The 14056-nt window shown below is 51.7% G+C and carries 12 protein-coding genes; 6 read left to right on the plus strand and 6 right to left on the minus strand.

Features of this window, described 5'->3' with window-relative positions; genetic code table 11:
* Positions 1-16: 16 nt before the first annotated feature.
* The 4 genes from AC2FNV_RS14615 (at position 17) to AC2FNV_RS14630 (ending at position 4228) form a co-directional block, all read left to right on the plus strand.
* The gene (locus AC2FNV_RS14615; RefSeq protein WP_170604419.1) at positions 17-859 is read left to right on the plus strand and encodes an SDR family NAD(P)-dependent oxidoreductase; all 843 of its coding nucleotides are present in this window, start codon (positions 17-19) and stop codon (positions 857-859) included.
* A gap of 30 nt (positions 860-889) precedes the next feature.
* Positions 890-1354 carry a (2Fe-2S)-binding protein gene (locus AC2FNV_RS14620; RefSeq protein ID WP_170482186.1) on the plus strand — a complete coding sequence of 155 codons (465 nt, stop codon included), beginning with the start codon at positions 890-892 and terminating at the stop codon, positions 1352-1354.
* A 5-nt stretch (positions 1355-1359) separates the two neighbouring features.
* Positions 1360-3537, plus strand: coding sequence for a xanthine dehydrogenase family protein molybdopterin-binding subunit (locus AC2FNV_RS14625; protein ID WP_170604417.1), 2178 nt, complete (start codon positions 1360-1362; stop codon positions 3535-3537).
* A gap of 202 nt (positions 3538-3739) precedes the next feature.
* Positions 3740-4228, plus strand: a complete 489-nt coding sequence (locus tag AC2FNV_RS14630; RefSeq protein ID WP_170604415.1) for a putative molybdenum carrier protein — start codon at positions 3740-3742, stop codon at positions 4226-4228.
* Between the two features lie 58 nt (positions 4229-4286).
* On the opposite strand, the gene AC2FNV_RS14635 is transcribed toward AC2FNV_RS14630, so the two are convergent.
* The 3 genes from AC2FNV_RS14635 to AC2FNV_RS14645 form a co-directional block, all read right to left on the minus strand.
* Positions 4287-5288, minus strand: a complete 1002-nt coding sequence (locus AC2FNV_RS14635; RefSeq protein WP_367648111.1) for a HupE/UreJ family protein — start codon at positions 5286-5288, stop codon at positions 4287-4289.
* A complete protein-coding gene (locus tag AC2FNV_RS14640) occupies positions 5285-6115 on the minus strand; it encodes a peptidylprolyl isomerase (RefSeq protein ID WP_170604413.1) in 831 nt (276 codons plus the stop codon). Before AC2FNV_RS14640 ends, AC2FNV_RS14635 begins: the two co-directional genes overlap by 4 nt.
* A 159-nt stretch (positions 6116-6274) precedes the next feature.
* Positions 6275-8197 (minus strand): DUF3604 domain-containing protein, encoded by a 1923-nt coding sequence (locus AC2FNV_RS14645; protein ID WP_170604411.1) that lies wholly within the window; start codon positions 8195-8197, stop codon positions 6275-6277.
* Between the two features lie 276 nt (positions 8198-8473).
* Here AC2FNV_RS14645 and AC2FNV_RS14650 point away from each other — a divergent pair, with 276 nt between their 5' ends.
* The gene (locus AC2FNV_RS14650; RefSeq protein ID WP_170604409.1) at positions 8474-10405 is read left to right on the plus strand and encodes a DUF3604 domain-containing protein; all 1932 of its coding nucleotides are present in this window, start codon (positions 8474-8476) and stop codon (positions 10403-10405) included.
* Between the two features lie 189 nt (positions 10406-10594).
* Here the strand turns inward: AC2FNV_RS14650 and AC2FNV_RS14655 are convergent, their stop codons facing one another.
* Positions 10595-11800 carry an MFS transporter gene (locus tag AC2FNV_RS14655; protein ID WP_170604407.1) on the minus strand — a complete coding sequence of 402 codons (1206 nt, stop codon included), beginning with the start codon at positions 11798-11800 and terminating at the stop codon, positions 10595-10597.
* Positions 11801-12252: 452 nt separating this feature from the next.
* On the opposite strand from AC2FNV_RS14655, the gene AC2FNV_RS14660 reads away from it, so the two are divergent.
* Positions 12253-12663, plus strand: coding sequence for a Rap1a/Tai family immunity protein (locus AC2FNV_RS14660; RefSeq protein ID WP_170604405.1), 411 nt, complete (start codon positions 12253-12255; stop codon positions 12661-12663).
* Between the two features lie 115 nt (positions 12664-12778).
* Here the strand turns inward: AC2FNV_RS14660 and AC2FNV_RS14665 are convergent, their stop codons facing one another.
* Entirely contained in the window at positions 12779-13678 is a 900-nt protein-coding gene (locus AC2FNV_RS14665; protein ID WP_170604403.1) for a haloalkane dehalogenase, read from the minus strand.
* Positions 13679-13882: 204 nt separating this feature from the next.
* On the minus strand, positions 13883-14053 hold the full coding sequence (locus tag AC2FNV_RS14670) for a hypothetical protein (protein WP_170604401.1): 171 nt from the start codon (positions 14051-14053) through the stop codon (positions 13883-13885).
* Positions 14054-14056 lie beyond the last annotated feature (3 nt).

Genomic DNA, 14056 nt, shown 5'->3' on the forward strand with positions numbered 1-14056 from the left:
ATCGGGAGGCACGGAAATGTATTTTGAATCGATAGAACAAGGCGGCATTGCAGTTGTAACAGGTGGAGCAAGCGGTGTCGGACTTGCCGCTGCTGAACGCTTTGCCCAAGCGGGGCTCAGTGTCATGCTAGCCGACTTGCCAGGTGAGACTTTGGATCAGGCACAGGAGCAAGTTCGTGGCCATCTGCAAAACAACGCTCAGGTTTTTACTGTTCCTACCGATGTAAGCGATGCCGAGGCGGTGCAGGCCCTGGCCGATGCAACATTCGCGGCCGGTGAAGTGGCCGTGCTTATGAACAATGCTGGGATAGCACGTCCCAGCGGCAGTTGGGAAAAGCCTGACGCCTGGCGCGACATCATTGAAGTGAACCTTTTTGGGGTGATCAACGGTGTTCAAGCCTTTTTACCGCGCATGATCGCCGCAGATCGCCCCGCCGTTGTCATCAACACCGGCTCAAAACAGGGGATCACCACGCCACCAGGCAACCCCGCCTACAATGTTTCAAAAGCAGGTGTCAAAGTTCTGACCGAGATGCTTGCGCACGATCTACGTCAGGAAAAAGCACCAATCTCGGCCCATCTCTTCGTTCCGGGCTTTACATATACCGGAATGATTGCGCGCCATATCCCCGACAAACCCGCTGCCGCTTGGACATCGGAACAAACTGTCGACCACCTGATTACGCGCATATCGAAAGGGGATTTTTATATCCTCTGCCCTGACAATGACGTGCCGCCTGAACGCGACAAGCGCCGGGTAACCTGGGCATTGGGTGACATTATCGAAAACCGCCCTGCCCTGTCCCGATGGCATCCGGATTATGCAGATACCTTCGCTAAATTCGAGAAGTTTGAATAAGCAACAGCCAATAGGGAGGCCCCAAAAGCCATGGCATTAACGCTTAAATTAAATGGTCAATCACATTCCGTCGAGGCGGAGCCCGGCACACCACTGCTGTGGGTTATCCGGGACGAGTTAAAATTGACGGGAACCAAATTCGGATGTGGCGTCGCATCATGTGGCGCTTGCACTGTTCACTTGAATGGCGAGCCCGTGCGTTCGTGCCAGACCTACATTGAAGACGTTGAAGACGCGGAAATCACGACGATCGAGGTAATGGATCAGGACAAAATCGGGGCCGCAGTTCAACAGGCATGGATAGAACTGGATGTGGTTCAATGTGGATATTGCCAGTCAGGTCAGATCATGAACGCAGTTGGGCTGCTGCGCGAAAACGCCAAGCCCACGGCAGAAGAAGTCGATGAGTACATGTATGGCAATGCCTGCCGGTGCGCGACTTACCAACGAATCCGCGCCGGGGTTTTGCGCGCATCCGAAATTCTGGAGGCCTAACAACTATGACCGTCAAACTTTCCCGCCGTGGTTTCCTACAAACAGCCGCCGCCGCAGGTGCTGTTCTGTATGTCGGAACAAGCGCAAATGGTACAATGGCCGCGTCTAGCTCGGCCGATGCGATGTTGAATCCTTTCGTAAAGATCGACAGCAACGGCAACGTCGTTGCGATTGTCAAACACTTCGAAAAAGGTCAGGGACCAGCTACAGGTCTTACCTCATTGATCGCCGAAGAGCTGGGGGTCAGAATGGATCAGATCGATTACGAGTTCGCACCTTCAGATCCCAACGTCTACAACAATACACTTTTTGGACCATTTCAGGGAACTGGCGGCTCTACGGCCATTTCAAACTCTTGGGTACAATACCGAACAGCTGGCGCCGGGGCACGCGAAGTATTGATCAGAGCCGCAGCGGAAGCTTGGGGCGTCGAAACCACGGCACTGGATATTCAGGGCGGAGTGATCAGCGGGTCGTCCAACTCAGCGCCGTTAGGAGAATTTGTGGCCGCCGCAAGCGCTCTGGCACCATCGGAAAGCCCACGTCTGCGCGATCCGTCCGAATGGAAAATTATTGGCAACGAGGCGACACGCCGAAAAGACAGCCCGATCAAGGTAAACGGCACAGCGAAATTCGCCATGGACGTGCAACTGGACAATCAGATGGTTGTCATGGTCAAACGTACGCCACAGCAAGGTGGAAAAGTCATTGGCTTCGATGACACCGGTTCAAGGGACGTTAAGGGTTTCATTATGGCCCAAACTCTACCTACGAAGCATGGTGTTGCCGTGTACGCAGAAAATACATGGGCCGCGATGCAAGCCCGCGAAGCGCTGAATGTTGACTGGGACATGTCTGCGGCGGAGACACGGTCCTCGCAAGAAATCCGGGATGAGATCTTGGCTGCGTTGGACAATGCACCTGTTTACAACGTGAACAAAGCCGATCAATCCGCTGTCACAGCAGCAGTTGAAGGGGCTGCGACCATCGTTGAAAAGACATTCTATTTTCCGTTGTTGGCCCACGCCCCGATGGAACCAATAAATTGCACGATCGAGCAAACTGCTGATGGCGACATCGTTTTGCATGACGGCGCACAGATGCCAACCGGTCCACACATGGCCTACCAGCAGATTTTCGGCCTTCCAGCTGAAAAGATTCATATCAAGACTATGCTGGCTGGCGGCTCTTTCGGGCGTCGTGCAACTCCGGACGCCGATTACCAAGTCGAGGCGGCTTTGGCCTTTTCAATGACGGACCGGTCGCGCCCAGTTAAACTGGTCTGGGACCGCGAAGACGACATCCGAGGCGGGTATTACCGACCCGCCGTCGGTCACAAAGTCCGCGTCGGAATGGACGCTGACGGAAAAATTGTCGGCTGGGAGCACCAAGTTGCAGGTCAATCCATCATGAAAGGTACCGCGTTCGAGGCGTTCGCCGTTCGGGACGGAGTCGACCATTCGACTGTCGAGGGAGTAACGGAAAATCCTTATATCATTCCCAGTATGGCAATCGGCCTGACGGATACGGAAAAAGCCACCTCGGTTCTTTGGTGGCGCTCGGTCGGGCATACACACACCGGATATGTAATGGAGGTTATGATGGATATGGCAGCCAAAGCCGCTGGCATTGATCCTGTGGTATTCCGATTGGGCTATCTTGCGGGCGGAAAGGATCAGCAACGCAAAGCCGCGGTGCTAAGACTTGCGGCCGAGAAAGGAAATTGGGGTAAGCTCGCCGATGGCAATGTCCAAGGCATAGCTGTTCATAAGTCATTCGGTTCCTACGTGGCCGAAGTCGTCGAAATATCCGGCAATCTGGACGATGGAATTCAGATTGAAAAAGTAACTGCCGCGGTTGATTGCGGTATTGCAGTCAACCCGGACGTGATCAAAGCCCAGGTCGAGGGTGGCATTGGCTATGGCATCGGACATGCAATGCGCGATCAGATAACCTTGGACCAAGGCTCGGTTGAGCAGTCTAATTTTCCTGACTACGAACCGCTTCGCATTTCAGACATCAAGTCGATCGAAACGCATATCATCTCGTCAACAGAGGCCCCGACGGGTATCGGTGAACCGGGTACACCGCCTTCTGCCCCGGCGCTGGCCAATGCCATCGCTCAGCTGGATTTGCGCGTGTCCGAACTGCCAATGAATGAAAATGGAGTCGCATTCGCCTAATCTTTTCCCGCTCGTGGCGCGAAGTCGCCGCGGGCGGGTTTCAGCTCGCCGAGGGTGACCTGCTTCCAATCTACAGTTAAGCGTTGGAAAACCGGGATTACTTTTACATACCGCGATCTGGTTCTAGCGTTTGCTCTCGGGCGTGCGAACGATTAAATTTACTGTAACTATTCGTACCGCATTTGGTTTTGGGTGATCCCCTGTGAAAATCGTGTCTGGTGGACAAACCGGTGTTGACATGTCCGCGTTGGAATTCGCCGTTGAGCACTCAATTCCGTGCGAAGGCTGGGTTCCAAATGGCCGGACAAATGAGGCTGGAAAAATTCCCGACTACATCCCCGGGCTGAAGGAGACGGATACAGACGATGTGATCGAAAGGACCCGGCTAAATGTGGCAACCAGTGACGCAACCCTTGTATTCATAGATGGATCAACCAGTCCAGGAACTGATAAAACTATCGTTTTCGCACGAGAGTTGGGAAAGTCGCACTTGGTAGTTGATGTCAGAGATGGCGTGGAGAAATGTGCGCGGGCTATACGAAGTTGGTTGTTGTCCACGCCCGTGTCGGTTTTGAATATCGCAGGTCCTCGAAAATCAGAAGCCCCCCAGATTGGCGAGTTGGTAAAGTATATCTTAGGTCAATGCCTAACACCCGATAAGGTTTTTCCGTTAAGAGGTAAAGACTTGTAGTGTTTGGAGAAACAGCGGTTATTGAACTGACGGATCATGCAATAATTCAGTTATTACGCTAAAATCCGTTGACACGTTCGACAAGCCAGAAAACAGATACGCAACCAATCGCATAGCCGATCACTGGGGTGGCATTGGCATAGATTCTTGGGAATCCGGAGGGCGCGATTAGTCGCCATACCGCGAGCGCTGACGAAACTGCAGCAATAAAGGCGAGCTGGCCAGCCTCGACACCTACATTGAACGCAAACAGCGCGGCAGGAATGTCTTGCGAAGGTAGTCCGATTTCACTTAACGCGCCGGCAAATCCAAGCCCGTGCAGAAGTCCGAAGCAAAAGCAAACTATCCAGGGATACTGCTCGGACAACCTGATTTGACCTTCCTTATGCCTCAGTATTTCCAGAGCCAAAAATACAATCGACAAGGCTATAACAGCTTCCACCGGGGCGGCTGGAACTTTTAAAACCCCGAGGGTCGCAAGGGCCAGAGTTATCGAGTGGGCAATTGTGAACGCTGTGATCGCGCCCACAAGCCGCCAAGGATCTCGGACAAGTATGAATAAGGCAAATACAAACAATAAATGGTCCCAACCTTCCAAGATATGCTCGAAACCCAGTTGAAAATAACTGGTGAAGACCGACCAGATCGAAGGACGTTCAGGAACTGTCAGAACCGTCATTTCGGGAGTAAAACGCAGTGTGACTGGTTCGGATTCCAATGGTTGGATACGCAAAAGCACATCGTTTCGCTGCTTCTCCAAGCCTTCTATGGCCACCGTTTGTCCAGCAATCTCAGTTTCGCATTCAGCGACCCACCTGGACACCCATGCAACACTGTCTGACGCAGGTTGCGGGCCGCGTGCAGGAGCGCACTGATTGGGCAAAACAACGCCGATTTCCATTGGCCTGCCATTAACGTCTGGAACACGCCACAGGACCTGCCAGGTGCCCTCTGCCAATTGTTGGAGATCCAAATACCCTGGATCAAGCGCATGGGAGCGTACCGTTTGCGGAGTCCAGAAAAACAACAACGCAAGAAGAAAACCCAGTACAAACCTCACTGATCATCACCTTCGCCAGTGGGCGTCTGGATTTCGTACTGAGCAGCCAGAATTTCATACTGCGCTTGTGCCAAATCGTCACCGGTTTCACGGCGCCACTCCGACAATACTGCTTCACGAATGTCATCCAGCGACGGTAAGCCTCCGGCCTGAATGCCTGTGACTCGAACAAGATGCTGTCCGTAACCTGATTGTATCGGACCAGACCAAATCGACATTTCCAAGTCTGTCAGGTTTCCCGAGAACCCGCGGCCAAATGCCGAGTCTACAACACTTAACGCGGATAGAGGCATTGTTTGGAGCAACAGCGACGGAACTCCAAGTTGTGACCAGTCTTCCCCAGAATTCAGTGCAGACAGTACCTCTGCCACCTCGCTGGGTTCAGCGGTTTCTCCTAGAAAAACCTGATCAAAGGCGACAAGAGATGGCGTCATGAAACGCTCGGCATTATCTTCCAGATAAGCTTGCAACTCGGCCTCGTCCGGATCCACCGACGAGGCTATGGCCGTGGTCAGAAACTCCATCTTTTGAGCAAGCCTTGCCCGGATCACTTGATCGCCCTTGTCCAGGCCAAGCTTGCGCGCTTCTCGGACCAATACTTCTTCTCGAACCAAAGCATCGATCAGTGCTTCTAGTTCAGCTTCGCTTGGTGCTCGCTTCCAACTGGCTTCAAACCGAGTGCTCAATAAGTCCACATCGACTTCATTGATTGCGATCTTCTCACCATTATCATCGCCCTCACTTTGAGGCGATACCCAGTTAAACCAACCAAAGATGGCAATGCCAATAAGAATGAAATGGAATAAAGGCTCTTTAATTACACGCATGAATATCCCCAGCTAGTCGATAATTCGACGCCCGAACGTTGATGCGAGCTGTTCGACATGTCAAACGACTAACGCAATTTTACATTTTCTCCGACTTGGCAAAAGAAATCGCGGGACGAAATCGTTCATCCCGTGATTACAACATTCACAATTATCCATTCACTCGCTGGGGGTGTACCAGATCGGAGAGGAGTATGCCCTTTCCTGATGCGTTAGCAGCGCGTCTTCGGGCAGGTCAATCCCAAACCGGAGTTTGTCATAAAGGACCCAACGAGGCGTCGGAATTTCCAAGGCCCGTGCATAGTAGAAGGCACGCTCAGCAGGATCGAATTCTGGGTCAGTCCATACAGTAATAAGTTCTGACGCGCCTATTGTATTGCTCCAACTGGCAGTTTCTATATCCACAGTGTTGCCGACATCGGGCAGGTTACCTTCGGAATCCAAAGGACGGTCGTCCGACCATGCGACATTATACACCTTTTCTTGTAACTCACCTTCGGCATCCAACCATCCTTTGACGACCTGCACCCGATCCAGATTTGCACCGATAGGATCGCGCAAGGCACCAATCAGGAACTTTGGCGCGCCGTCACCTTCACGCGGGCGCAGGTCGCTGCCCATTGGCACGCCCTTGGTATAGCCAACGTCTGCCAGGAAGCGGGTCTCTAGGTCGCCTTCATCAAATTCCCAACCACCAAAAAAGCGCAGGCCAATTCTTGGGCCAGTCGTGGCATAGGTTTCCCGACGCTTGAAAGCATCGAATATGGCCGAGCGTGTGTTCTCGGTGGCCCATACTGCCGTGTAACCTGAGGCGACAAGCAGGTCTCCTGGTATCTCCCCAAGATCATTGGCAATAAACGGATGCTGAATCCTTGTGGGTGAAGGTTCAACGCTTACAGATTTTCCATAGAAGTTATCTTCTTCTGCGGTAGCCAAGGAAGTATGGCTGTCGGTCGCGCCACCCATCCCGAATTTATAAGGGTTCACCCCAAATTTTTCTTCAAGCATAAGGCCACGCTTCAATGCTTCACGGGCATATTCGCCGGCCAGCATGTCTTCGGTTTTCAACTCAGTGATATCGAGGTTTCCGACATCCCAATTTTCATAATCGGCAAACGGGTCATCAGGGCTAAGGTACGGGTGTGCCTCTCCGTCTCCCTTAATTTGCGTTACCTCGTAGTGAGGCTCCCATCTTGCGCGGTTCTGTACGTATTCCTCGTCGACCTTGCCGCCGTGATAGGTATCCTCCGTAGGGAACATCCAACCGTTGGACAGGTTGCCGTTATGGGCAAAGGCAACCGCCCGGCCACCGGTTTTGGCCTCATACTCCTCCAACCACGCATAGAGCGCCTTTGGGTCGGTATCTCCGTACGGAGGTTGTGTGACCGGCGGGACGACTTGCAAGGCGCGGATCGGTCCGTCGCGAAGCATGACGTTTCTGTGTAGGTTGAAACCTTTCGGCACCGACGTCCATTCAAAGCCTATGAACGCCGTAAAATTACCGGGGTCATTGTGCCGCTCTGCGGCCAATACAATATGTTCCCAAGTAAACGCAAAAGCGTCCGCTCCTGGGCTGTATGACTCCAACAAAATCTCGGGCAAGGTCATCTGAGAAAAGTTTGTGATTATGTCGAAAGCTGTTTTCCCAGCTTCTTCACCGCCTGCTTTGTATCCCTCGTACCATTCTAAACCTTTCGGGTCTGAAATGACGCCAGGTTTGCCAGCCTGAAGATCGGGCGCAAATCCCATCAAGTCCGTATGATCTGTCAGAACCATCCAATCAAGCGGCCGTGCCAACCTTACGGGTTGCCCAGTCGATGAAATAACCTGCTCCCCTTTGGCGAAACGCCATGCTTCGTCTGGTAGTAGCGTGTTGCCAAAAGCTCCGGCATCCAGCGAAAGACCGGTGTGCAAATGCGTGTCACCCCAAAGCGGACGCTCTGGAAAAGTTCGATTGGCATAAGGAGAAAATGGCCGCTCGGCAAAGGTACCTTCTGCCGCTTCTTTACTGGGAACAGCGTCGGCAAGAACACTCGCCGGGCCAAAAACCATAGCAACCAAACACGCGTAATTTCGAAGCATAAGAACCTCCCAATTCTGCAGCATAACGAATCCGGCAGGCAGCGCCGCCAACTATACATTCCATTCAACTAATATCATGGCATTGAAATATTTGTGTTAAATTTTTCCCCAATTTCGGTCTTTGTTAGAATGAACTGCTGATCACTGGCAATTCACCAAGACAGCCTGAATCGCGTATTTATCTTAAGTATTCCACTTTCTATACTTGTGATACTCTTCTGAAATTAGGTGGCACTGTTGGTGCAGTAGCAAATACTTTTTTTGGGGGGAAATCTTATGCACAAAACATCGCTTAAAGGTTGGCGAAATTCTTTAAGAGCAGCAGTATATCTGACGACAGGGCTGGTCGCATTCTCCGTCGGGCCTGTTACGGCACAGGAATTTCAGACCGAGCAGGAGAACACCCAGGTGGTCTTGGCTCCTGACGCATTTTCTCCCTATGCCGGTCGCAATTTTCCGCAGATTCCGCTGTGGGGCGACAGCCATCTGCATACAGCTGTGTCGGTTGACGCGGGCACGATGACAAGGCTCACTCAGGAACAGGCCTTTCGGTTCGCGCGAGGGGAAGAAGTAACAACAACCCATGGATTACGGGCGAAACTGTCGCGCCCCCTAGATTGGCTGGTTGTATCTGACCACGCTGAAATGTACGGGCTTATGCCACAGTTGCTGGCAGGTGACGCAGAAGTACTGTCAAATGAACAGGGCAAGATCTGGTACGAGGCCTTAACGTCGGGAGATGCCCAATTGGCCTTTGATACGGCTATGGAAATTGTCGCTTCGCTCTCCGGTGACGAACCTCCAATTGACAACCCAAAGGCCATAAAACACGCGTGGGAGGAATATACTGAACTGGCGGACAGCTACAACGAACCCGGCGTGTTTTCCGCAATAATCGGTTATGAATATACAACCGAGGGCGCCAACAACTTGCACCGGAACGTGTTGTTCCGCGATGGACGGTTCCGGGCGAACCAAACACGACCTTTCTCACAATACGACAGCAAGAACCCAGAAGACCTTTGGGCATTCCTTGCTGAATACGAGGAACGGACCGGCGGCGAAGTTCTCGCGATTGCGCATAACGGGAATTTGTCAAACGGTCGCATGTTCTCGTTCAACGCGTATGACGGATCGGAATTGACCGAAGAAATCGCAAATCTTCGAACGCGTTTCGAACCGCTCTATGAGGCGACGCAGATAAAAGGCGATGGAGAGGCACACCCGTTCCTCAGCCCAGACGACGAGTTCGCCGATTTTGACACATGGGATGCCGCGAACCTGAACGGCACGGAACTAAAAGTTCCAGAAATGCTCGCAGGAGAGTACGCACGGGAAGCTCTTAAGCGAGGCATGGTTATCGAGCAGAAGCTCGGGGTCAACCCTTTCAAGTTTGGCATGGTGGGCGCGACGGACGCACACACCGGCATGGCGACCGCTCAGGAAGACAACTTCTTTGGAAAGCACTCCGGTGTCGAGCCGGAGCCGAACAGATGGGAGCATCTGGTCATTGAAGCTCCTGACCCGGAGCTGTCCATATATGGCTGGAAACAAGCTGCAGGAGGTTTAGGCGCAGTCTGGGCGACTGAAAACACGCGGGCGGCGATCTTTGACGCGATGCAACGCAAAGAGACGTACGCGACCACTGGTTCGCGTATGTTGGTTCGATTTTTCGGTGGCTATGATTTCATACCCGAGGATGCCACCCTCCGCCTTCCCGCCGACGCAGGATACAAAAAGGGCGTACCAATGGGAGGAGATCTTGGGGCGGCCACCCATGGGCGCGCTCCGAATTTTCTTCTGGCAGCACTCAAAGATCCGCTATCCGGCAACCTTGATCGTATCCAGATTGTAAAAGGTTGGGTTGATGCGGATGGGGCAACTCAGGAAAAGATTTATAACGTCGTGTGGTCCGGCGATCGCGCGCTCGACGCCGATGGCAAGCTGCCTGATGTTGGCAACACTGTCGACATCGAGAATGCAACTTGGACCAATACAATCGGAGCTGCAGAGCTGATCGGTGTTTGGCAAGACCCTGACTTTGATCCAAGTCTTCAGGCATTTTACTATGCTCGGGTGATCGAAATTCCGACGCCTCGCTGGACGGCCTACGAAGCTAAACGATTTGGTGTAGAGATGCCTGATTATGTCCCGATGACGACCACAGAGCGGGCATATACATCTCCGATTTGGTATACGCCGGGCTAGGACTGTCTTAGGTCTTCAAAAAAGGGCGACTTGTGTTGCCCTTTTTTTTGAGTTTTGGCTGCGCTGAAACCAGCAGTTTATCAGGTCTGCTGTATTTGCTTGTGATGACCGCGCGACAAATTTATTTTTGCAGCTTGCAAAAACGCATCAAAGCAAACCGTGAAAAGACTGTGCTGACATTTCCAAGCCTCAAACCGAAGCATACCGCCGCAACCGAAATACCAACGGCATCATTACAACCACCAAAATGGCTGAAAAAAGGAACGGTGCACCCGGCAGATAGACGCCTTCGGAATCCACTGAGGCCTGAAAGATTCCAGTCATCGCAAGGGGTGACAAAACCGCGGCAACAGATGACAGCGATGCAATGACGCCCTGCACAACACCTTGCCTATCTTCATCTGCTTGATTTGACGCCATTGCAGTCATGAGGGCAGGAACAAGATCAGACAAAGCTGCAAGCAGCAGAAATATTACAAGGGCCGCAATTGACGCGGTGAAACCAAAACCGATCATTCCGATCAGAGCTGAAATCATACCTAGCATCAGGGTGCGGTAATCCCCTATCCACCGTATGAAAATCGGCATTAGAACCCCCTGTACGAAGGCCAATAGCACGCCGTATGCCGCCAGAGAAAGCCCGATGTAAAGTGTAGGCCAGTCGAATACCTCTCGGGTCCAGAATGCCCAAAGAGTTGGGTAAACCATGTTGGCAAATTCAAAAATAAAGATACAAATCAGCGGGACTGCAAGACCGGGAAACCGGAAAGCATCGAAAATGGACTTAAATGGGTTCAAATCGCGCTTGCCGAAAGGCCGACGTTTGTCTGGCGCAAGGCTCTCGGGCAGAACAAAAACACCAAACAGAGCATTGCCCGCTGAAAGAAGTGCGGCAATCCAGAAAGGGGCGGCGATACTGATTTCAGCAGCGACGCCACCGATTGCGGGACCAAGCACAAACCCGATCCCGAAGGCAGCCCCAATTAGTCCGAAATTTGCCGCCTTCTCCTGCGGAGATGATATATCAGCAATGTAAGCGGTTGCGGTAATGTAGGTTGCCCCTGCAAGTCCGGCCAAAGTCCGGCCAAGCAAAAGCAGCCAGAATGTTTCTGCAAGAGCCATAATCACGTAATCCAACGCAAGCATAACAAGCGCCGCGATTAATATCGGTCTGCGGCCAACTGCATCCGATATACTTCCTACTATTGGCCCGCACAGGAACAGCGCGCCGGCATAAGCTGTCATTAACAGCCCGCCCCAAAAAGCCCCTTGCCCGGTATCGCCAGCACCAACGCGGTCCATCAAATCTGGCATGATTGGAAACACGATACCAATGCCGATTGCGTCGATAACCAGAGTTATAAGAATAAAAAGAATAGCTCGGTTCTTAAACATAACGCCCTATCGGACAGCCGCATCAGCAAATCAAGCCGAAACAACCATAGCCGGACAAAGTCATAAGATTGCAACGACCCATAACGCGCCTCGCCTTTTTGTAATCTGACGTTGGACCAAGGAATTTTCTCAATATCAACAAAAGTCAGTTCACGCATTTCCCCCGCAAGAACCAACCAGATCCTGCCGTACAACTTTGCCTGTTGTTCGTTGCTGATATAACCCAAACCGTACATCAATCGGCCATATTGAGCTCAATGTAGACGTCCGGAAAGAGGTCACCATCTATTGAAATTTACCGAAATTGTCGCGTCAAAAAGATTGTCTACATGATCTGCATCAACGCAGAAAAACACAGATTGTGATAAGAATTCTACGCTTGGTTTCAAAAATTGAAACCTAAAAGCTCTGCCACTTCTTCTGGCGAATGCTCGAAACGAAGGAGGCGTCAAATGAAAGCCAGATATGTAATTTTATTCGCTGCAACACTAGCAACGAGTATGGTTTCGCAAACAGAAGGCGGAATGGATGGAGGAACACTTCTGAACATCTGCACGAGTGAAGATGCCCTGCAAAAAGGTTATTGCATTGGGTATATGGTCGGGTATCGCGAAGGGAAATCATTAAATCCTTCAAAAGCCATAATGCCACGGGGCTTGGGTAGTCTGAATGCTGAGGGAGATTCAGGATCGTCAGACACCCAAATTGAAGAAAGCTGCGTGTTTCCTAGGCTTCCTCATCACCAAATGCGCGATGTCGTAATCAACTATATAATTCAACATCCTGACACCAGGAATGACAGCGCCAGCTCGATCATCACAGAGAGTCTTCGGGTAGCCTTCCCATGTGAAACTGGAATGTAGCGGTTGCCATCAAAGTCAGTCAGCGAATTGTTTTTTGCTCCGGCTAAATTTTGTCCGTGTGACAAATCGCCAACGCTTTGACTGTAATCGGCGAATGTTTCCGCGACAGCGTTGCTTAAGATATGTCGCCAAAAAACTTCAATGACGCCAGGGCAACTGGTTCGCCCCATTCCTGCACGAAATGGCCTGCCTCTGCTAAAACCATCGGTTCGGGACATCCCCTGATTGTCTTTTGCAGCTGACTCATCACCGGAACGCCCAAAACCGGGTCTTTGGCACCGACGGCCATAAAGCTCTCACCTTCCCAAACTTCGGCCCAGAAGAGCCGAGCTCGCATTGTCGTTTCGATGCCTCCCATTCCCGGCTGGATCATTACCAGCTGCGGAAACCTTCGAACGCCTGCCTTATATCGCTGGTCAGGGAAAGGCGCCTCATAAGCCAGCGCTTCCGCCTCGCTTAAATGTGGGCAGGCTCGTTTCATCAACGCCGCACAATTCAAGTTCGGACGGTTAGCCACATACTCTTTCCACGCTTGGAAACCATCGCCAAGAGGTTCACCAACCGGGATTGCCGTGTTCATCACGATCAACCGGGAAACTCGACCGTTCAGGTCCATCGGAAGGGTCAACCCCAAAATGCCGCCCCAGTCCTGCACCACAAGCGTGACGTTCTGAAGGTCCAACCTTTCCACGAACTCGAGCATCATTTCTCGGTGAAAGTCGAAGCTGTAAACACTATCATCAACTGGTTTGTCTGACCCGCCAAAGCCCAACCAATCAGGAACGACTACTCGAGCCCCAGAACTCGCAAAAACCGGTATCATCCGCCGATATAGATAAGCCCATGTCGGCTCCCCTGGCAGGCACAGAAAGGTTCTGATCGCGTCTTTTGGCCGTTCATCAACATAATGAACCCGCAAACCCTCATAACCTCGGAGGTCGTCGATATAGTTTGGTGAATAGCTAAAGCCAGGAAGGTTGTCGAAACACTCCTCAGGAGTTCTTAGTACTTCCACAGCCAATCTCTCTAACTGTTGTTGGTTGGTTCTATCATGAGCTTAGAATGTTTTTCTGGCAATCCGTAGAGGCCTCATAGCAGCGTTGCCTGCATAACTTTCGTTGATGCTCAAAGGCGGCTTGTCCGCACTTCTGAAAATAAAAAAACCGTTAATTGTCTGGTTTGAAACGCTTCGCGAGCGCAAGCATAAAACGCTCCAGCATTACTTCGGAGTTTCACCCCAATAACCCCCAAAGAAAGCTATCATTGCCAACAAAACACCGATCAGGATTGCTATCACCATCAAAGCACCATTGCCCCTGGCAAAATATCCCAGCATCAAGAGACCGACGACAAAAATGCCCACCAAAAAGAACAGCACTGTATTGTCCAATTT

Source organism: Ruegeria sp. BHSA163, from assembly GCF_059613365.1.